Raw genomic sequence first — 20126 nt, 5'->3', positions numbered from 1 at the left:
CGGGGCCGCTGCTGCGGCCTCTGAAGGGTGCGGGAAGCACCTCTACGCGACTTGCGTGGACTGCCAGCCGGCAATGAGCCCGTGCAGCGCGGCTGCGTCGGTGCTCGACTTGATCTGTTCGCGCAGGCCGGCGTCGCTCAGCAGCTCGGCAATCTCGGAGAGGATTTCAAGGTGCTTCTGGGTGGCCGCTTCGGGCACCAGCAGAAAGATGAGGAGGCCGACGGGCTGCTCGTCCGGCGCGTCGAACCCGATCGGGTTTGCCAGCTGGAAAACGGCGGCCATGGGCGCCTTCAGGCCCTTGATCCGGCCATGCGGAATGGCAACCCCGTGGCCGAGCCCGGTGGAGCCCAGACGCTCGCGCGCAAACAGGCTGTCGGTGATCAACGCACGGCCCAGGCCGTGAAGGCTCTCGAACAACAAGCCTGCTTCTTCAAAAGCACGCTTCTTGCTCGTAGCGTCAACGCTCACGAGGACTTGAGCGGGCGGCAGGATGGACGCGAGGCGATTCATGGTGGGTGCGGGGCGGGGGCGATTATGCACCTGCTTGGTAAAAACCCCCAGTCCGGTTACTTACTTTTTATCTACATGTTGCCCAGAGGCCCGTGGATCAAGGGCTGAAAAGACGTAATAAAACGCAAAAGCCGCCCGAAGGCGGCTTGGCGCAGGCCGGCCGGAGCCGGAACCCTGCCTTTACATCACGCGCTTGGGCGCCGCGTGATGGTGGTCTTGCAGGCGATCCTTGTGGCGCACCACTTGCCGGTCGAGCTTGTCGACCAGCTCATCGACCGCGGCGTAGAGATCAGCGTGGCTCGATTCCGCGAACATGTCATTGCCCTTGACGTGAATGTTGCATTCCGCCTTTTGCCGGCGTTCCTTTTCCTTCTGCTTTTCCACCGTAAGGATCACCTTGACATCGACCACCTGGTCGAAATGCCGGGTGATCCGGTCCAGCTTGCTCGTGACGTAAGTGCGCAAGGCAGGTGTGACGTCGAGGTGATGACCGCTGATCGTCAAATTCATGAAAGACCTCCTGGAATTGACGGTTGGGGAAATGACCAGCACTCCGGAATGAAGCGTGGCCGGCGACATACAGATGAAATGGGTGCGGGGGAGAGAAAGAGAAGAAGAGAAAGAGGAGAAGGTCGATTCACTATGCCCAAGCTGTCACGGTATTGCAATACCTGAGTTGCCCAGGGGGTCGCGCTGCGTCCCCGCCCGGTTACAGGCGGGCCGGGCCTTGTTTCAGTTCCAGGCAGCGCGCATGCGGTTGCGCAGGTCGATGACCGCGGCGGGCGGCGGCACTGCGGGTGGCCGCTCCGGCGGGGGCGGCCAGGTCTGCTGCTCGAAGCCCGCAAGATCGCGCTCGGAGATGAAGCGCGTGCGGTTGGCATAGAGGTGCCGGTCGCCGCGCACCGCCTGCTGCGTGACGTAAAAGCGCTGCGGAACCAGCAGGTGCAGGTGGTCGCGCGCGCGGGTCATCGCCACGTAGAGCAGGCGCCGTTCCTCTTCGAGCTCGTGCGCGCTCTGCGCCACGTCGGCCGGCAGGCAGCCGTCGACCACGTTGAGCACATGCACCGAGTTCCACTCCTGCCCCTTGGCCGAATGGATGGTCGAGAGGATCAGGTAGTCCTCGTCGAGCAGCGGCGGCCCGGGCCTGTCGCTCGTGGCTTCGGGTGGATCGAGCGTGAGCTCGGTCAGGAAGCGCTCGCGCGAGCCGTAGCCCGCCGCAAGCCGCGCGAGCTGCTCGATGTCGCCGCGCCGCACGCCCGAGGGGTCGTCATACAGCCGCTCCAGGTGCGGCAAGTACCAGCGAACCGCCAGGTCCACATCGGCGGGCCATGGTAGCGAGGGCGCTCGCAGCGCGGCATAGGCCTCGGCAAACACCGCCCATTCGGCGCGCGCCGCGGCGGGCGGCACGAAGTCGCGCACGGCCGCGGCCGGGTCGGCCGCCTGGTCCATGGCGTCGAGCAGCCGCGCGCCGGTGGCGGGACCGATGCCCGGAATGAGCTGCGTCACGCGAAAACCCGCCATGCGCCCGCGCGGGTTTTCTGCGAAGCGCAGCACCGCGAGCAGGTCTTTGACATGCGAGGCCTCGAGGAACTTGAGGCCGCCGTATTTCACGAACGGAATGTTGCGGCGCGCCAATTCGAGCTCGAGCGGCGCGCTGTGCGTGGAGGTGCGAAAAAGCACCGCTTGCGACTTGAGCGCAAGGCCGCCTTCGCGGTGCTCCAGCACCTTGTCGGCCACCCACACCGCCTGCTGCGCCTCGTCCGGCACCAGCACCAGCTGCGGCCGGCCGGCGGAAGGCTTGTCGGTCCATAGCGTCTTGGCATGCCGTTCGGCGGCTTGGGCAATGACCCGGTTCGAGACGTCGAGGATCGGCTGCGTCGAGCGGTAGTTGCGCTCCAGCGTGACGACGCGCGCAGCCTGCGAAAACTGTGAGGGAAAGTCGAGAATGTTACGGACCGTTGCGCCTCTGAAAGAGTAGATCGACTGCGCATCGTCGCCCACCACCGTCACGCCGCGGCCATCGGGCTTGAGCGCGAGAAGGATCGAGGCCTGGAGCAGGTTGGTGTCCTGGTATTCATCGACCAATACGTGGTCGAAGCGCGCGCCGATCAGGTCGGCCAGTGCGGGCTCGGCCACCATTCCGGCCCAGTAGAGCAGCAGGTCGTCGTAGTCGAGCACGTTCTGCTGCTGCTTGGCTTCCACGTAGGCGCCAAAGAGGCGCTTGAGCTCCGCCTCCCACTCGGCGCACCACGGAAAGGCTTCAGACAGCACCTGGGCCAGCGGCGCCCGCGTATTGACGCAGCGCGAGTAGATCGAGAGACACGTGCCCTTGCGCGGAAAGCGGTTCACGCTCGTCGACAGGCCGAGCTCGTGGCGCACCAGGCCCATCAGGTCTTCGGCGTCGCCCCGGTCGTGAATGGTGAAGTTGTCGTTCAAGCCGATGTGCGCGGCATATTCACGCAGCAGGCGCGCGCCGATGCCGTGGAAAGTGCCGGCCCACGGCAGCGCCGGCGGCTTTTCGGACTTGAGCCCCAGCACGCGCGCCAGCACCTGGCCCGCGCGGCGCTCCATTTCCTGGGCGGCGCGGCGCGAAAAGGTCAGGAGCAGCAGCCGCTGCGGATCCACGCCGCCGGCAATCAGGTGCGCCACCCGGTGTGCCAGCGTGCTGGTCTTGCCGGAGCCCGCCCCGGCAATCACCAGCAGCGGACGCTCGTCGCGGCCGACCAGGGTGCCGACGCCGTGCTCGACCGCGGCGCGCTGCTCGTCGTTGAGCGCGCCGAGCGCGGCGGCCAGGCGGTCGGCCTGCGTGGCACCGGCAGCGGAAAAAACGGGGAGCGCAGCAGTCTGCATGGCCGTGACTTTACTGTATGTCCATCCAGATCGGCGAGGCTGCCGTCATATGGCCGATGACATAATCGCGCCTCGCTGCAACTGGAGACCGCACCATGGAAACCGCCCCGTCTCGGCAGCTTTCAACTCCCCTCTGACGCCTGCTTGCCGGGCCTGGGATTTGAAAGCGCCCCTCCCTCGCCCCATCGCCTCAGTCATTTCACGGGAGTGAGCCATGCTCAATATATTTACGCTCGCCAACGGTCGCCTTGTCCAGGAAGAGATCGAATCGCTGGAGGAGCTTTCCAAGTTCCAGCCGATCTGGGTGGACCTCGAATCGCCCACGCTCGAGGAAAAGCGCTGGATCAAGCAGTACTACGGCCTCTCGATTCCCGAAGACGCGATGGACGAGGACATCGAGGAATCGGCCCGTTTCTACGAAGAAGACAACGGCGAGCTGCACATCCGCTCCGACTTCCTGATCGACGATGACGAAGACCCGCGCTCGGTGCGCGTCGCGTTCATCCTGAACCAGCACAACACCGAGCTTCGCAGCCGCGGCGTGCTGTTTTCGATCCACGACGAAGACGTGCCGGTGTTCCGCCTGCTGCGCATGCGTGCGCGCCGCGCGCCGGGGCTGATCGAAGACGCCAAGGAAGTGCTGCTCAAGCTGTTCGACGCCGACGCCGAGTATTCGGCCGACACGCTCGAGAACATCTACGACGAGCTGGAGATCGCGGGCAAGAAGGTGCTTGAAGGCAACGTGAGCGACGAGCTGGCCGGCGAGGTGCTGGGCGCCATCGCGCGGCAGGAAGACTTGAACGGCCGCATCCGCCGCAACGTGATGGACACGCGCCGCGCGGTGAGCTTCATGATGCGCAGCCGAATGCTTAATGCCGAGCAGTTCGAAGAGGCGCGTCAGATCCTGCGCGACATCGAGTCGCTGGACAACCACACGGCCTTCCTGTTCGACAAGATCAACTTCCTGATGGATGCGACCGTCGGTTTCATCAACATCAACCAGAACAAGACCATCAAGATCTTCTCGGTGGCCAGCGTGGCGCTGCTGCCCCCCACGTTGATCGCGAGCATCTACGGCATGAACTTCAAGTTCATGCCCGAGCTCGACTGGTCGCTGGGCTATCCGTATGCGCTGGCGCTGATGGCGGCCAGCGCGCTGGTGCCGATGTGGTACTTCCGCCGGCGCGGCTGGCTCAAGTAACTCAAGTAGCTCAGGCAGCCGCAGCCGCGGGCGCTTCGCCGGAAGGCGGCAGCGCAGCCAGCCACGCGCCGACCAGCGCAAGGCTGTAGCGGCTCGCCACCTCGACGACAAAGCGCGCAAAGTCGCCATGCGCCGCATCGTCGGCGCGGTCCGAGATGGTGCGCATGGCCGCGAACGGCACGCCGTAGTCGTGGCACACCTGCGCCATCGCGGCGCCTTCCATTTCCACCGCCAGTGCATCGGGAAGATCCCGTCGCAATGCTTCGCTCTCGGCGGTGGTCGATACGAAGCGGTCTCCGCTTACCAGCAGGCCGCGATGGACCCTGGGCGCTTCAATGCCGAACTCGTCGAGCGCCTGCTGGCCGATCAATGCAGCCGGATCGCCCAGCACCTGCGTTGCCACGACAGAAAGCGCATCGGCAATGGCCGCATCGGCCGTGAAGCGCGCCATGCCCATGAGCGGCACTTCGTACTTCGGAAAGATCGGCGAGGCATCGAGGTCGTGCTGCAGCAGTTCCGACGCGACCACCACGTCGCCCACGTTCACGCCCGGCGCCAGCCCGCCGGCAACGCCCGTGAACACGATGGCCCGCACGCCGAAGCGTTCGAGCAGCACCGTGGCCGTGACCGCCGCGGCAACCTTGCCGATGCGCGACAGCACCGCCACCACAGCTTGGCCATGCAGGTGACCCGCCCAGAAGTCGCGCCCTGCCACGCGCACGCGCTGCTCGTCGGGCATCTGCGCGAGGAGCGCGCTCAGCTCCTCATGCATGGCCGCGACGATGGCAACGGGTGCGCTCATCGGCTACTTGATGTCCACACCGTAGAAGGTATGGCGTCCGAACGGGCTGAGCTTGAAGTCGACAACTTCCTTGCGCACCGGCTTCAGCTGCACCGCATGTGCAATGGTGAACCATGGTGCCTGCTCCTTGAAGATGACTTGCGCCTTCTTGTAGAGCGCGTCGCGGTCGGCCTGCTTGGTTGCTGTCTTGGCCTTCAGCACGAGGTCTTCGTACGGCTGGTAGCAGAACTTGGAGATGTTGCTGCCGCTCGCCGATTGCGCCGATGCGCAGCCCAGCAGGGTGTAGAGGAAGTTGTCCGGGTCGCCGTTGTCGCCCGTCCAGCCCAGCATGCCCATCTGGTGCTCGCCGGCCTGCAGGCGCTTGCGGTACTCGCCCCATTCGAAGCTCTTGATCTCGGCCTTGACGCCGATCTTGGCGAGGTCGGCCTGCATCAGCTCGGCGATGCGCTTGGCATTCGGGTTGTAGGGCCGCTGCACCGGCATGGCCCAGAGGTCGGTGCTGAAGCCGTCGGCCAGGCCGGCCTGCGCGAGCAGCTTCTTGGCGGCTTCAGGGTCGTACCCGTCGTCCTTGGTCGCGTCGTTGTAGGACCACATCGTCGGCGGAATCGGGTTCTTCGCGGCCACGCCGGTCGACAGGTACACGCCGTCGATGATGGCCTTCTTGTTAATCGCCATGTTGATGGCCTTGCGCACGCGCACGTCGTCGAAAGGCTTCTTCGTGGTGTTGTACGAGAGGTAGCCCACGTTGAGGCCGGGCTGCTCCAGCAGCTGCACGTTCGGGTCCTTGCGGATGGCGTCGAGGTCGGCCGGGTTCGGGTAGGGCATCACGTGGCACTCGCCCTTCTGGAGCTTGGCCCAGCGCACCGAGGCGTCGGGCGTGATCGCGAACACCAGGTCGTCGATCTTGGCCTTGCCGCCCCAATACTGCGGAAAGGCCTTGAAGCGGATGACCGCATCCTTCTGGTACTGCACCAGGTAGAACGGGCCGGTGCCGATCGGGTCCTGGTCGACCTTCTCGGGCGTGCCCGCCTTGAGCATGGCAATGGCGTATTCCTTCGACTGGATGCCCGCGTACTGCATTGCAAGGTTGGCAAGGAACGGCGCCTCGGCCTTGTTGAGCACGATCTTGACCGTGTACTCGTCGATGCGGTCGACCGACTTCAGCAGCTTGGGCATGCCCATGTCGTTGAAGTAGGAGTGGTTCTGGCTCGTGACCTTGAAGAACGGATCGCTCTCCTTCCACTGCCGCTCGAGCATGAAGATGAAGTCGTCGGCGTTGAAGTCGCGCGTCGGCTTGAAGCTCTTGCTGGTGGTGTGCCACTTCACGCCCTTGCGCAGGTGGAAGGTGTACACGGTGCCGTCGGCCGAGATGTCCCATTTTTCGGCCAGTCCCGGCATGACCTTGGTGCCGCCGCGCTCGAATTCGACAATGGTGTTGTAGACCTGCGTGGTCACGTCGAACGAGGTGCCGGTGGTGTTCACACCCGGATAGAAATTCTCGGGGCTGCCCTCCGAACAATAGACGAGCGTCTTGGCGGACACGGTTCCGCACGCCAGGGTGAGCGCGGCAAGTGCCGTCGGCGCGAGCAAGGCGGCGAGCTTTCGCGATTGGCGCGAAACGAATGGCTGGGTCTTCATGGGAACTCCTTCAGGCACGGTGGAAGAGAACTAGAGGTTCGCCGCCACGGGCGCGGCGAACGGCGGAGACAACGGCACATCGGCGCGAACCGGGGGCGAGCCGTCGAGAAACTTCTCGGCGTAGTGGCAGGCCACCAGCCGCTCGTCGAGCGCGCGCAGCAAGGGCCGCTCGTCGCGGCAGCGCTGCGTCACATGCGGGCAGCGCGTGCTGAAGACGCAGCCTGTGGGCGGGTTGAGCGGCGAAGGCAACTCGCCCTTGAGCACGATGCGCTGGCTGCTCAGGCCGGGCGTGGAAGCGAGCAGCGCCTGCGTGTAAGGGTGCAGCGGCCGCGCAAAGATGCGCGCCTTGGGCCCTTGCTCCACCGCATGGCCGAGATACATCACGAGCACGTCGTGCGCAATGTGCCGCACCACGCCCAGGTCGTGCGAAATGAAGAGATAGGCCAGGCCGAGTTCGGCCTGGAGGTCGGCCAACAGGTTCAACACCTGCGCCTGAATCGACACGTCGAGCGCCGACACCGGCTCGTCGGCCACCAGCAGGCGCGGCTCCAGCATGAGCGCGCGCGCAATCGCAATGCGCTGGCGCTGTCCGCCCGAGAACATGTGCGGATAGCGGTTCGCGTATTCGGGCCGCAGGCCCACACGCGCCAGCATGTCGCGGGCCTTGGCGGCACGCTCCGGCTTGCCAAGGCTCGTGTTGATGGCGAGCGGGTCCTCCAGCACGGTCGATATCTTCTTGCGCGGATTGAGCGACCCATAGGGGTTCTGGAACACCAGCTGCACGGCCTGCCGCAGTTCGCGCCGCTGATCGGGCTGGGGGCTCACGGCATCGTGGCCGACCAGCGTGAGCTGCCCGGCGGTCGGCTTCTCGATCAGCGCAACCATGCGCGCGAGCGTGGACTTGCCGCAGCCCGATTCGCCGACCACGGCGAGCGTGCGCCCGCGCTCGATGCGAAAGGAAATATCGCCCACGGCGCGCAACTGCGCCGGCGGGCGGAACAGGCCGCGACGCACGTCGTAGGTGCGTTGCAGGTTGCGCGCCTCCACGACGACGTCGCCCGGCAGCGCGCTCACGACAATGCCTCCACCACCTTCGGCCGGTCCGCCTCGATGGCCGCCATGCGCCCCGGCTCGCCGAGCGGAAAGTGGCAGCGCACCTGGGCGCCTGGTTGCGATGGTGCCGCGCGCAGCGCCGGCCGTACGTTGCAGGCCTTGGCGGTCACGTAGCTGCAGCGCGGCGCAAAGAGGCAGCCCTCCGGCCGGTCGTGCACGCCCGGCACCACGCCTGCGATGGTGGCCAGCCGTCCCTCGGGCGCGGCGCGTTCGGGCAGCGCGGCCAGCAGGGCCTCGGTGTAGGGGTGCTGCGGATTTGCGAAGAGGCGATCCACGCGCTGCTGCTCCATGACCTGGCCCGCATACATCACCGCAATGCGCTGCGCCATTTCGCTGACCACGCCCATGTTGTGCGTGATGAGCACCAGCGCCATGCCGCGCTCTTTCTGCAGCTCGCGCAGCAGGTCGAGGATCTGCGCCTGGATGGTCACGTCGAGCGCGGTGGTCGGCTCGTCGGCAATCAGCAGGCGCGGGTTGCAGGCAATGGCCATCGCAATCATCACGCGCTGGTTCATGCCGCCCGAAAGCTGGTGCGGATAGCTGCCCAGGCGCGATGAAGCGGCAGGTATGCCGACCTGTTCGAGCAGTTCGGTGGCGCGCTTCCTTGCGGTGCGCTTGTCCAGATGCAGGTGCAGCCGCAGCGTTTCCATCAGCTGGAAGCCGATGGTGAAGCACGGGTTGAGGCTGGTGGTCGGCTCCTGGAAGATCATTGCGACCTCTTTGCCGACCAGCGCGCGGCGCGCCTTGTCGGAGATGCCGAGCAGCTCCTTGCCCGCAAAGCGCATGTGGTCCGCGCGCACGCGTCCCGGAAAGCCGACGAGCCCCATCAGCGCCATCATCGTCACGCTCTTGCCCGAGCCCGATTCGCCGACGATGCCGAGCACCTCGCCTTCCTCGAGCGAAAGGCTCACGCCGTCGACCGCGTGCAGCACGCCGCCCTGGGTGGGAAATTCGACGTGCAGGTCCTTGATGTCCAGGAGCATGTTCATCTCTTGAGCTTCGGGTCGAGCGCGTCGCGCAGGCCGTCGCCGAGCAGGTTGAAGGCCAGCACGGCCGCAAGAATTGCCAGGCCCGGAAAGGTGACGACCCACCAGGCGCGCAGCACGAACTCGCGCGCGTCGGCAAGCATCGTTCCCCATTCGGGCGAAGGCGGCTGCGCGCCGAGGCCGATGAAGCCCAGCGCTGCTGCGTCGAGGATGGCGGTCGAGATGCCGAGCGAAGCCTGCACGATCAGCGGCGCCGCGCAGTTGGGCAGCACTTCGCGGAACATCAGCCGCAGCGTGCCGGCGCCGCTCACGCGCGCGGCGGTCACGTAGTCGCGCGAGATCTCGGCAATGACCGCCGCGCGCGTGATGCGCACGTAGTGCGGCAGCACGACGATGGCCACCGCGACCATGGCGTTGATCAGCCCCGGCCCGAGAATCGCGACGATCACGATGGCCATCAGCAGGCTGGGCATCGTGAGCACGATGTCCATCAGCCGCATGATCGCGATCTCCAGCACGCCGCGAAAAAAGCCCGCGACCAGCCCGAGCACCACGCCGACGACCACCGAGAGCGCCACCACCGCAACGCCAATGGACAGCGAGAGGCGTGCGCCGTACATCAGCCGCGAAAGAATGTCGCGCCCGATGGCGTCGGTGCCCAGCAGATAGCTCAGGGAGCCGCCCTGCTGCCATGCCGGCGGCAGCAGGAAGACGGCGCTGTTGGTCTCGTTGGGCGCATGCGGTGCGATCCACGGCGCGAACAGCGCGACGAACAACAACAGGACGATGATGGCAAGGCCGATCACCGCGCCGCGGTTGGCCGAGAAGGCCGTCCAGAACTCGCGCCAGGGACCGGGGGGTGCCGACCCCCCTGCGCTGCTTGAAACTGCGTGTGTCGTTGCCATGGAGTCAGTCAGTGCCGGATGCGTGGATTGATGACGCCATACGTCACGTCGACCAGCAGGTTGATCAGCATCACGATGCCGCCGAGCAGCAGCATGCCGCCCTGCAGCACCGGATAGTCGCGCCGCCCGATGGCCTCGATGAGCCACTTGCCGACGCCGGGCCAGGAGAAGATGGTCTCGGTCAGAATCGCACCGGTAAAGAGCACGCCCACCTGCAGGCCGATGACGGTGACCACCGGAATCAGCGCGTTGCGCAGCGCGTGCAGCCCGACCACCCGAAATCGCGAAAGACCCTTGGCGCGCGCGGTGCGAATGTAGTCTTCGCCGAGCACCTCGAGCATGGCCGAGCGCGTCATGCGCGCAATGACCGCGAGCGGCACGGTGCCGAGCACGATGGCCGGAAGAATCAGGTGATGCAGCGCGGACCAGAAGGCATCGATCTCGCCGGCGCGCAGCGAATCGATCAGCAGAAAGCCGGTCTGCGGCTCGACGAAATACTGCACCGAGATGCGGCCCGAAACGGGCGTCCACCCCAACTGCACCGAGAAGAACAGGATCAGCAGCAGCCCCCACCAGAAGATCGGCATCGAATAGCCCGTGAGCGACGTGGCCATCACCCCGTGGTCGAAGATGGAGTTGCGCCGCACCGCCGCAAGAATGCCGGCCGGAAGCCCCAGCAGCAGCGCAAAGCCAATTGCGCACACGCCCAGTTCCATCGTGGCCGGGAACAGCGCCAGGAACTCGCTCATCACCGAGTCCTGCGTGATGAGCGATTTGCCGAGATCGCCCTGCAGCACACGGCCGATGTAGATGCCGTATTGCACGATCACCGGCTCGTCGAAGCCGTAGGCCGTGCGCAGCTGGGCGTGGCGCGCGGGGTCGATCCCGCGCTCGCCGGCCATGGTTTCAATGGGGTCGCCCGGCACTAGCCGGATGAGAAAGAAGGCAAGCAGCGTCATGCCGATGAAGGTCGGCACCAGCAAGCTCACGCGCGTGAGTAGGAAGCGAAGCATCGACCCGCAATATGCAAGATCGATGCCGCCGCCCTACCCGGGCCGAACCCTTACTTTTTGGCGTCGCGCAACTCGCGCCGCAGGATCTTTCCTACAGGCGTCTTCGGCATGTCGGTGCGGAACTCCACGATCCTCGGCTGCTTGTAACCCGTTAGGTTTGCTTTGCAGTATTCGCGAACCTGCGCTTCAGTCAGCGCAGGGTCCTTCTTGACGATCACGAGCTTGACGGCCTCGCCGGTCTTCTCGTCGACGATGCCGACCGCGGCGCATTCGAGCACGCCCGGAATCTGCGCCACCACGTCTTCGACCTCGTTCGGGTACACGTTGAAGCCCGACACCAGGATCATGTCCTTCTTGCGGTCGACCACCTTGAAGTAGCCGCGCTCGTCGACCATGCCGATGTCGCCGGTCTTGAAGTAGCCGTCGGCCGTCATGACCTTGGCGGTTTCGTCGGGGCGCTGCCAGTAGCCCGCCATCACCTGCGGGCCCTTGATTGCGATTTCGCCGGGCTGGCCCGGCGGCACTTCGCGGCCTTCGTCATCGAGCAGCTTGAGCCAGGTGCTCGGCAGCGGCAGGCCGATGGTGCCGGTGTAGGCCTTGCTGTCGGTCGGGTTGCAGGTGGCCGAAGGCGAGGTTTCCGAAAGACCGTAGCCTTCGCAGATGGGGCAGCCGGTTTTCTCGAGCCACAGCTTCGCCACTGCGGCCTGAACGGCCATGCCGCCGCCCACCGAGACCTTGAGGTTCTTCCAGTTGACGCTGTTGAAATCAGGATGGTTCGCCAGCCCGTTGAACAGCGTGTTGACCGCCGGGAAGGTGTGGATCGTGTGCTTGGAGAGTTCCTTGAGCACGCCCGCCAGGTCGCGCGGGTTGGGAATGAGGATGAGCTTGCCGCCCGTGCGCATGCTCAGCATCATGCCCACCGTAAAGGCGAAGATGTGATACAGCGGCAGCGCGCAAACGCCCGTGGGCTGCTCGCCGGCCGGCACCTGCGCCATGGCGGGCTCGTTCCAGGCTTCGGACTGCAGCACGTTCGCGATCACGTTGCGGTGCAGCAGCACCGCGCCCTTCGACACGCCCGTGGTGCCGCCGGTGTACTGCAGCACGGCCACGTCGTCCGGGCCGATGACCGGCACCTGAAGCGTGCGGCTCGCGCCCTGGTCGAGCGCATCGTTGAAGCGCACGGCGCCCGGCAGGCTGAACTGGGGCACCAGCTTCTTGACGTTGCGCACCACGTAGTTGACCAGCGCGCCCTTCAGAAAGCCGAGACGGTCGCCCATGGCCGCCAGCACGATGTGCTTGATGGGCGTGGCCGCGATGCACTGCTGCAGCGTGGTGCCGAAGTTTTCCATGATGACGATCGCCTTCGCACCCGAATCCTTGAGCTGGTGCTCGAGTTCGCGCGGCGTGTACAGCGGGTTCACGTTCACCAGGATCAGGCCGGCCCGCAGGATGGCCGCCACCGCAATCGGATACTGCGGGCAGTTGGGCATCATGACCGCGACGCGGTCGCCCTTGGCCAGCGCGAGGCCTTGCAGGTAAGCCGCGAAGGCCCTGCTGAGCTTGTCGGTCTCCCCGTAGCTCACGTCCTTGCCCATGAAGCTGTAGGCCGTGCGGTCGGCGTACTTGGTAAAGCTCTCTTCCATGAGCGCCACCAGCGACGGGTACTGGGAAGGATCGATATCGGCAGGCACGCCTTGCGGGTAGCTGCCGAGCCAGGGACGATCGGTCATGGATGTGTCTCCTCCAAAAATCGAGTATTTGAAAAACGAAAACGGCGCACTTGATGGCGCCGCGATGATCGGGCCCGCGCTGCGCGGGCGCGGAACCTTTGGCCTATTCGATGGCCTTGCCCATATCTTCCACTACTTTTTTCGCATCGCCAAAGACCATCATCGTTTTGTCCATGTAGAAGAGCTCGTTGTCCAGGCCGGCATAGCCCGCCGCCATCGAGCGCTTGTTCACGATCACGGTCTTGGCCTTGTAGGCCTCCAGGATAGGCATGCCGTAGATCGGGCTGCCCTTGGTGTGGGCGGCCGGGTTCACCACGTCGTTGGCGCCCAGGATGATGGCCACGTCGGCCTGGCCGAATTCGCCGTTGATGTCTTCCATCTCGAACACCTGGTCATAAGGTACCTCGGCCTCGGCCAGCAGCACGTTCATGTGGCCCGGCATGCGGCCCGCCACCGGGTGAATGGCGTACTTCACGGTAATGCCCTTCTCGGTGAGCTTTTGCGCCAGCTCCTTCACCGCATGCTGCGCGCGTGCCACCGCCAGGCCGTAGCCCGGCACGATGACCACTGTCTCGGCATTGCCCAGCACAAAGGCCGCGTCGTCGGCGCTGCCGCTCTTGACCGGCCGCTGCTCCTTCGCACCGCCGGTCGCAGCCGTTGCGTCGCCGCCAAAGCCGCCCAGGATCACGTTGAAGAACGAGCGGTTCATGGCCTTGCACATGATGTAGCTCAGGATCGCGCCCGAAGAGCCCACCAGCGAACCGGCCACGATCAGCATTGCGTTGTTCAGGCTGAAGCCGATGCCCGCCGCCGCCCAGCCCGAGTAGCTGTTGAGCATGGACACCACCACCGGCATGTCGGCGCCGCCGATCGGGATGATGATGAGCACGCCCATCACGAAGGCCAGCGCCAGCATCGCGAAGAAGGCGGGCCAGCTTTCGGTGAACATGAACACCAAGCCCAGCCCGATGGTGGCCACGCCGAGTACCAGGTTCAGCATGTGCTGGCCGGCAAACTGCACCGGCGCGCCCTGGAACAGGCGGAACTTGTACTTGCCCGAGAGCTTGCCGAAGGCGATGACCGAGCCGCTGAAGGTGATGGCGCCGATGGCCGCGCCCAGGAACAACTCAAGCCGGTTGCCCGCGGGAATCATTTCGCCCTTGGGCGTGATGTTGAAGGCGTAGGGCTCGGCCACGGCCGCCACCGCGATGAACACCGCGGCCAGGCCGATCATGCTGTGCATGAAGGCGACCAGCTCGGGCATCTTGGTCATCTCGACCTTGTTGGCCATGTAGGCGCCCAGGCCGCCGCCCAGCACCAGCGCAACCAGCACGTAGCCGAGGCCCGTGAGGTTGCCGTCGGCCAGCTTGTAGATGAGCGCACCGGTCGTCAGCACGGCAATGGCCATGCCGGTCATGCCGAAGATGTTGCCGCGGATGGAGGTGGTGGGATGGGAGAGGCCCTTCAGGGCCTGGATGAAGCAGATGCTGGCAACGAGGTACAGCAGCGTGACGAGATTCATGCTCACTTGGCGACTCCCTCTTCAGCCTTGGGTGCGGCCTTCTTTTCTTTCTTCTTGAACATCTCGAGCATGCGCCGCGTGACGAGGAAGCCGCCGAAGACGTTCACCGCGGCAAGCGCCACCGCCAGCACGCCCATGGTCTTGCCCAAGCCGGTTTCGGTAAGCGCCGCCGCGAGCATGGCGCCCACGATCACGATGGCCGAGATCGCGTTGGTCACCGCCATGAGCGGCGTGTGCAGCGCGGGCGTCACCGTCCACACCACGTGGTAGCCCACGTAGATGGCCAGCACGAAGATGATCAGGTTGATGACTGTGTGGGAAACGATGTCCATGGGTTCTTCTCCTCGTTCGAACGCTGGTGGGCCGCTTACTTCTTCGTGACCTGGCCGTCCTGCGCAACGCGGCAGGCGGCGACGATGTCGTCCTCGAGGTCGATCTTGAGTGCGCCCTCCTTGGTGACGATGAGCTTGAGGAAGTCCAGCACGTTGCGCGCATAGAGCGCCGACGCATCGGCCGCCACCAGCGCCGGAAGATTGGTTTCGCCCACGATGGTCACGCCATGCTTCACCACCGTGCGGTCGGCCTCCGACAGCGGGCAGTTGCCGCCCACGCCGTCCGGCCCCTTGCCAGCGGCAATGTCGACGATCACCGAGCCCGGCTTCATGGACTTGACCATGTCCTCGGTGATGAGCGTGGGTGCCGCGCGCCCGGGAATGAGCGCGGTGCTGATGACGATGTCGGCCAGCGCCACGCGCTTGGCCACCTCGACCTGCTGGCGCGCGAGCCAGCTTGCGGGCATGGGCTTGGCATAGCCGCCGACGCCCACTGCGGCTTCTTTCTCTTCATCGGTGTCGTAGGACACTTCAATGAACTTGCCGCCGAGCGACTCGATCTGTTCCTTCACGCTCGGGCGTACGTCCGAAGCCTCGATCACCGCGCCCAGGCGCTTGGCCGTGGCAATGGCCTGCAGGCCGGCCACGCCAACGCCCAGGATGACCACGCGAGCCGCCTTCACTGTGCCGGCAGCGGTCATCAGCATGGGGAAGAAGCGCTGGTATTTGTCGGCCGCCATGATCACGGCCTTGTAGCCGGCAATGTTGGCCTGCGAGCTGAGCACGTCCATGCTCTGGGCCCGGGTGGTGCGGGGGGCGGCTTCGAGCGCAAAGGCGGTGAGCCCGGCCGTGGCCAGCCGCTGCAGGCCGGCGGCGTCGAAGGGGTTCAGCATGCCGATGACGACGGTGCCCGGCTTCATCAGCGCGGCCTCGGCGTCGTTCGGCGAACGCACCTTGAGCACCATGTCGGCCCCGAAGGCGCCCGCCACGTCGGTGATTTCAGCGCCGGCTGCAATGTAGGCGGCATCGGTGACGCTGGCTGCAACGCCGGCTCCGGACTGCACGCGAATCGTATGCCCCCCGGTGACAAGTTTCTTCACCGTCTCGGGTGTAACGGCCACACGGGTTTCGCCGGCCGTCGTTTCGGCAGGCACGCCTATCAGCATAGAGATCTCCTCAGGGCAAGGGCAACACGGAACGCGGGCAGAGCTTACAGCAAGATTACGGCCGCCACTGTCGCCTGCATCGCACTATCTATTGGCTCTTGATGACCGTGATCATTGCGTTTGTAGCTACATAAATGCTAGCGGTTCTGGCGGGTTGCAAGCAGAACCTCGTCCCGCCCGACGCAGCGAGAGGAAGGAAGTTGTTTTCACAACGCCCTCGGGAGTCCACCGCGCACTCTTGAAAAGCACATATGTTTTCAATTGTTCCCAATTGCTGCCAGTTTGCCGGGATAAAGCCCAATAACGTGCATTAATTGCCGGCAACGTTCATTGCCGCAGACGCAGATAGATACACTTCTTCGACAGCACTCAGAGGCTGCACGGTCGGAAGAAGGGGATGGAATGCGTATCGCAGTACTTGATCACGAGCCTGATCAGCTTCACCTGATCAATCAGGCAATGGCGGGGTTCGGGCACGAATGCCACCCCTACACCGAAGGACGGATCTTGCTTCAGGCGCTGCGCCGGCAAACCTTCGATCTGCTCATCCTCGATTGGGGATTGCCCGATATACGGGGCATCGACGTGGTAAAGACCGTCCGCAATGACCTCAAGAGCCGCCTGCCCATTCTTTTTGTGAACGCGGAGCGCGACGACCCCGAGGTGGTTGAAGGGCTCAATGCCGGCGCCGACGACTTCATGGCCAACCCGGACCATGCCAAGGAACTCGAAGCCCGCGTCAACGCGCTCCTGCGCCGGTCTTACCCCGCCCAGCACGAAGTGGAACTGGTGTACGGCGACTACCACTTCTTCCCGCCATCGCGCGTCCTGAAGGTCAAGGGCGTGCAGGTCGACCTGAAGAACCGCGAGTACGAACTGGCCCTTTTCCTGTTCCAGAACATGGGCCGCCTGCTGTCGCGCGAGCATCTTCACGAGGCAGTGTGGGGTCTTGGGGTAGAAGCGCTCTCACGATCGCTCGACACCCATGTCTCGCGCCTGAGAACCAAGCTCGCCTTGCGCCCGTCGAGCGGGTTCCTGCTGCTGGCCATCTACGGCATGGGCTACAGGCTGGAAACCGTGGAGCCGAACATACGTTCCGGCTTGCTCGCCCGCTAGGCAAAGCGCAGATTGCGCCGCGCGTACTGGCGGCACGGCAACGTTGGCTCGAACAAGCGGGGAATCTCTGCGTAGATACTGTCTCCAATTGCTTGCTTCGACAGCCACACGAATGAAATCGATGAAACCAACCACCAGACGGCTCCTGATTGCCGCGATGTTTTGGAGCCTTCTCGTCGGCGCCGCAGCCGCGCAAGACGTGGAAGCCAGCGACATGGTGCGAGGCGGCATCCAGGCAATCCAGATGATCGACCAAGGCAAGGCCGACGAACTCTGGGAGGGTGCCACCCCGGCAACCCGCAAGCGCGTGACCCGCACCGACTTCCTGGCCAAGGTTTCCATGAGCCGTTCGCCGCTCGGTGCGCCTTTGCAGCGAACCTGGGTTGCAGTCAACCGGCAGGCCGTGGCCGACCCGGACACCGACACGGCCGGCCAGTATGTCAGCATCGAGTACGAGACCCGTTTCAGCAACAAGCCCGATGGCACCCTGCGCGAACTCGTGAGCTTTCACCTGGACCGCGATCGCGTCTGGCGCTTCAGCGGCTATGTGCTGCGCTAGAAAGCCCAAGACAGATGACAACCCCGCGCTGGAAACCCAATGTCACCGTGGCCGCGGTCATCGAGCAGAACGGCCGCTTTCTGCTGATCGAGGAGCACACGGCCCAGGGCCTCAGGCTCAACACGCCGGCAGGGCATCTCGACCCCGGCGAATCGCCCGTCGAGGGCTGCGCGCGTGAAACGCTCGAGGAAACCGCCCACGCCTTCACGCCCACCGCGCTGATCGGCATCTACATGGCGCGTTCGAGCCATCGCACCGGCAGCAAGGAAGACGTGACCTATATGCGCTTTGCCTTTGCCGGAACGCTCGGCCCGGAAGAAGCAGGCCGGGCACTCGACGAAGGCATTGTGCGCACGGTGTGGATGAGCGCCGATGAAATCCGCGCCAGCGTGCCGCGGCATCGCAGCCCGCTGCTGCTGCAGTGCGTTGAAGACTATCTGGCCGGGAAGCGGTATCCGCTCGACCTGATCCACGTCGACGAATCGGTGCGCTGACAGCTGCGGCGCACCTGCCCCATGGGAATCAGACGATGACCCCGCCGCCGAGGCAGCGCTCGCCGTCGTAGAGCACGGCCGATTGGCCGGGCGTGACGGCCCACTGCGGGTCGCCGAAGCGCAGGCTGAAGGCCGCCTCGGCTCCGGAATCTTCCGTTCCGCTCAGTTCGCAGGCTGCATCGGCCTGGCGGTAGCGCGCCTTGGAGCCGTAGTTGCTCGGCGCGGGCGCCTCGCCGGAAACCCAGCTCGCATCGCCGGCCGTGAGCGCGGAAGACAGCAGCCAGGGATGGTCATGGCCCTGCACCACCCAGAGCGTGTTCTTCTCGACGTCCTTGCGCGCCACGAACCACGGCGAGTGGTCGCCCGATCCGCGCTGCGCGCCCTTGTCCTTGACGCCGCCGATGCCCAGCCCCTGCCGCTGCCCCAGCGTGTAGAAGCTCAGGCCCTGGTGCTCGCCGAGCTTGCGGCCGCGGTCGTCCTTGATCGGACCCGGCTCCTTGGAGATGTAGCGGTTCAGGAACTCGCGGAACGGCCGCTCGCCGATGAAGCAGATGCCCGTCGAATCCTTCTTCTTCGCATTGGGCAGGCCGATTTCTTCGGCAATCCGGCGCACTTCGGTCTTGTGCAGCTCGCCCACCGGGAACAGCGTTTTCGACAGCTGCGCCTGGTTGAGCCGGTGCAAGAAGTAGCTCTGGTCCTTGGACGGGTCGAGCCCCTTGAGGAGTTCGTGCTTGCCCGTGGTGGGGTTCAGGCGCACGCGCGCGTAGTGGCCGGTGGCGATTTTCTCGGCCCCCAGGCGCATCGCATGGTCGAGAAAGGCCTTGAACTTGATTTCGGCATTGCACAGCACGTCGGGGTTGGGGGTGCGGCCGGCCTTGTATTCACGCAGGAATTCGGCGAATACGCGGTCCTTGTAGTCGGCCGCGAAATTGACGTGCTCGATCTCGATGCCCAGCACGTCGGCCACGCTGGCGGCGTCCACGAAGTCGATGTTCGACGAGCAGTATTCGCTGTCGTCGTCGTCTTCCCAGTTCTTCATGAAGATGCCGACCACCTCGTGCCCCTGCTTCTTGAGCAGGTGCGCCGTTACCGCGGAATCGACTCCGCCGCTCAGTCCCACCACGATCCGTTGCTTTGCCATAAGCCCGCCATTGTCCCAGCCCCGCGCCGGGGGCGGGCGGCGTGGGGGAAATCAGCCCTGGCTGCGCAAGCCGGCGAGCAGTTCGTACGAGCGCAGCCGCGCCACGTGGTCGAACACCTGCGAGGTGATCATCAGCTCGTCGGCGCCCGTGCGTTCGATGAAGGCCTGCACGCCTTCGCGCACCCTGGCGGGCGAGCCCACGGCCGAACACGACAGCACCGAATCGAGCAGCGCGTTCTCCGCCGGGCCCACCTTCTGCCGATAGTTCTCGACAGGCGGCGGCAGGCGCCCCGGGCGGCCGCTGCGCAGGTTCACAAAGGCCTGCTGCCACGAGGTGGCGCGGAACTCGGCCTCTTCGTCGGTATCTGCCACGAACACGTTGAAGCCCAGCATCACGTACGGCTTCTGCAACTGGGCCGAGGGCTTGAAGGTCTCGCGGTAGATCTGGATCGCCTGCATGAGCTGCTGCGGAGCAAAGTGCGAGGCAAACGCATAGGGCAGGCCCAGGTGCGCGGCCAGTTGGGCGCCGAAGGTGCTCGAGCCCAGAATCCACACCGGCACCTCGAGCCCCGCGCCGGGCACCGCGCGCACGGGCTGCTGGGGTTCCTTCGACATGAAATCCATCAGCTCGACCACGTCCTGCGGAAAGCGGTCGGCGTCGGACTCGAGGTTGCGCCGCAGCGCACGCGCGGTGCGCTGGTCGGAGCCGGGCGCGCGGCCCAGGCCAAGGTCGATGCGCCCCGGATACAGCGACTCCAGCGTGCCGAACTGCTCGGCAATCACCAGCGGCGAATGGTTGGGCAGCATCACGCCGCCGGCGCCGATGCGGATGGTCGAGGTGCCCGCCCCGATATACGACAGCAGCACGGCGGTCGCGGCGCTCGCAATGCCCGGCATGCCGTGGTGCTCTGCGAGCCAGTAGCGCGTGTAGCCCAGCTTTTCGCCGTGCTGCGCGAGCGAGAGCGAGTTGCGGAACGACTGCGCGGCGTCGCTGCCCTCGGTGATCGGGGAAAGGTCGAGGATCGAGAACGGAATCATGGGCGCCATC

19 protein-coding genes are annotated in these 20126 nt (G+C 65.2%); 4 read left to right on the top strand and 15 right to left on the bottom strand.

Features of this window, described 5'->3' with window-relative positions; all coding sequences use genetic code 11:
- Positions 1–42 precede the first annotated feature (42 nt).
- From V9L21_RS06845 to V9L21_RS06835, 3 genes are all read right to left on the bottom strand, one after another.
- A complete protein-coding gene (locus tag V9L21_RS06845; RefSeq protein WP_126748816.1) occupies positions 43–510 on the bottom strand; it encodes a PTS sugar transporter subunit IIA in 468 nt (155 codons plus the stop codon).
- Between the two features lie 180 nt (positions 511–690).
- The gene (hpf, locus tag V9L21_RS06840; RefSeq protein ID WP_126748817.1) at positions 691–1020 is read right to left on the bottom strand and encodes a ribosome hibernation-promoting factor, HPF/YfiA family; all 330 of its coding nucleotides are present in this window, start codon (positions 1018–1020) and stop codon (positions 691–693) included.
- 222 nt (positions 1021–1242) lie between these two features.
- A complete protein-coding gene (locus V9L21_RS06835; RefSeq protein WP_337310303.1) occupies positions 1243–3360 on the bottom strand; it encodes an ATP-dependent helicase in 2118 nt (705 codons plus the stop codon).
- A 214-nt stretch (positions 3361–3574) separates the two neighbouring features.
- Here V9L21_RS06835 and corA point away from each other — a divergent pair, with 214 nt between their 5' ends.
- Positions 3575–4561: a magnesium/cobalt transporter CorA gene (gene corA, locus V9L21_RS06830; RefSeq protein ID WP_258503637.1), complete on the top strand. Its 987-nt coding sequence runs from the start codon at positions 3575–3577 to the stop codon at positions 4559–4561.
- Between the two features lie 10 nt (positions 4562–4571).
- Here the strand turns inward: corA and V9L21_RS06825 are convergent, their stop codons facing one another.
- The 10 genes from V9L21_RS06825 to V9L21_RS06780 form a co-directional block, all read right to left on the bottom strand.
- Positions 4572–5363 carry a 5'-methylthioadenosine/adenosylhomocysteine nucleosidase gene (locus tag V9L21_RS06825; protein ID WP_337310301.1) on the bottom strand — a complete coding sequence of 264 codons (792 nt, stop codon included), beginning with the start codon at positions 5361–5363 and terminating at the stop codon, positions 4572–4574.
- A 3-nt stretch (positions 5364–5366) separates the two neighbouring features.
- Positions 5367–7001 (bottom strand): ABC transporter substrate-binding protein, encoded by a 1635-nt coding sequence (locus tag V9L21_RS06820; protein ID WP_337310299.1) that lies wholly within the window; start codon positions 6999–7001, stop codon positions 5367–5369.
- Positions 7002–7031: 30 nt separating this feature from the next.
- Positions 7032–8075, bottom strand: coding sequence for a peptide ABC transporter ATP-binding protein (locus V9L21_RS06815; RefSeq protein WP_337310297.1), 1044 nt, complete (start codon positions 8073–8075; stop codon positions 7032–7034).
- The gene (locus tag V9L21_RS06810) at positions 8072–9103 is read right to left on the bottom strand and encodes an ABC transporter ATP-binding protein (protein WP_337310295.1); all 1032 of its coding nucleotides are present in this window, start codon (positions 9101–9103) and stop codon (positions 8072–8074) included. Before V9L21_RS06810 ends, V9L21_RS06815 begins: the two co-directional genes overlap by 4 nt.
- Entirely contained in the window at positions 9100–10005 is a 906-nt protein-coding gene (locus V9L21_RS06805) for an ABC transporter permease subunit (protein ID WP_337310293.1), read from the bottom strand. The genes V9L21_RS06810 and V9L21_RS06805 overlap by 4 nt, the downstream gene beginning before the upstream one ends.
- Before the next feature lie 8 nt (positions 10006–10013).
- Positions 10014–11018: an ABC transporter permease subunit gene (locus V9L21_RS06800; RefSeq protein WP_337310291.1), complete on the bottom strand. Its 1005-nt coding sequence runs from the start codon at positions 11016–11018 to the stop codon at positions 10014–10016.
- 50 nt (positions 11019–11068) lie between these two features.
- Positions 11069–12748, bottom strand: a complete 1680-nt coding sequence (locus V9L21_RS06795; RefSeq protein ID WP_337310290.1) for a long-chain-fatty-acid--CoA ligase — start codon at positions 12746–12748, stop codon at positions 11069–11071.
- A gap of 103 nt (positions 12749–12851) precedes the next feature.
- Positions 12852–14276, bottom strand: coding sequence for an NAD(P)(+) transhydrogenase (Re/Si-specific) subunit beta (locus V9L21_RS06790; RefSeq protein ID WP_337310288.1), 1425 nt, complete (start codon positions 14274–14276; stop codon positions 12852–12854).
- Positions 14273–14602 (bottom strand): NAD(P) transhydrogenase subunit alpha, encoded by a 330-nt coding sequence (locus tag V9L21_RS06785; protein ID WP_126748827.1) that lies wholly within the window; start codon positions 14600–14602, stop codon positions 14273–14275. Before V9L21_RS06785 ends, V9L21_RS06790 begins: the two co-directional genes overlap by 4 nt.
- Before the next feature lie 35 nt (positions 14603–14637).
- Entirely contained in the window at positions 14638–15768 is a 1131-nt protein-coding gene (locus V9L21_RS06780; protein ID WP_337310286.1) for a Re/Si-specific NAD(P)(+) transhydrogenase subunit alpha, read from the bottom strand.
- Between the two features lie 402 nt (positions 15769–16170).
- On the opposite strand from V9L21_RS06780, the gene V9L21_RS06775 reads away from it, so the two are divergent.
- The 3 genes from V9L21_RS06775 (at position 16171) to V9L21_RS06765 (ending at position 17937) form a co-directional block, all read left to right on the top strand.
- Positions 16171–16884, top strand: a complete 714-nt coding sequence (locus tag V9L21_RS06775) for a response regulator transcription factor (protein ID WP_337310283.1) — start codon at positions 16171–16173, stop codon at positions 16882–16884.
- Between the two features lie 121 nt (positions 16885–17005).
- Complete coding sequence (locus tag V9L21_RS06770; RefSeq protein ID WP_337310282.1) at positions 17006–17443, top strand: DUF4019 domain-containing protein; 438 nt, start codon at positions 17006–17008, stop codon at positions 17441–17443.
- 14 nt (positions 17444–17457) lie between these two features.
- The gene (locus V9L21_RS06765; RefSeq protein ID WP_337310281.1) at positions 17458–17937 is read left to right on the top strand and encodes an NUDIX hydrolase; all 480 of its coding nucleotides are present in this window, start codon (positions 17458–17460) and stop codon (positions 17935–17937) included.
- A 28-nt stretch (positions 17938–17965) separates the two neighbouring features.
- Here V9L21_RS06765 and mnmA read toward each other — a convergent pair whose 3' ends face one another.
- Together mnmA and V9L21_RS06755 are read right to left on the bottom strand one after the other, a co-directional pair.
- On the bottom strand, positions 17966–19078 hold the full coding sequence (mnmA, locus tag V9L21_RS06760) for a tRNA 2-thiouridine(34) synthase MnmA (RefSeq protein ID WP_337310279.1): 1113 nt from the start codon (positions 19076–19078) through the stop codon (positions 17966–17968).
- Positions 19079–19129: 51 nt separating this feature from the next.
- Positions 19130–20116 (bottom strand): LLM class flavin-dependent oxidoreductase, encoded by a 987-nt coding sequence (locus V9L21_RS06755; RefSeq protein WP_126748833.1) that lies wholly within the window; start codon positions 20114–20116, stop codon positions 19130–19132.
- Positions 20117–20126: the final 10 nt, after the last annotated feature.

The organism is Variovorax sp. CCNWLW235 (genome assembly GCF_037204085.1).
In the GTDB taxonomy this organism is placed as follows: domain Bacteria; phylum Pseudomonadota; class Gammaproteobacteria; order Burkholderiales; family Burkholderiaceae_C; genus Variovorax.
The sequence above is the reverse complement of the archived record's forward strand: the minus strand, read 5'-3'. Positions and strand labels throughout refer to the sequence as shown.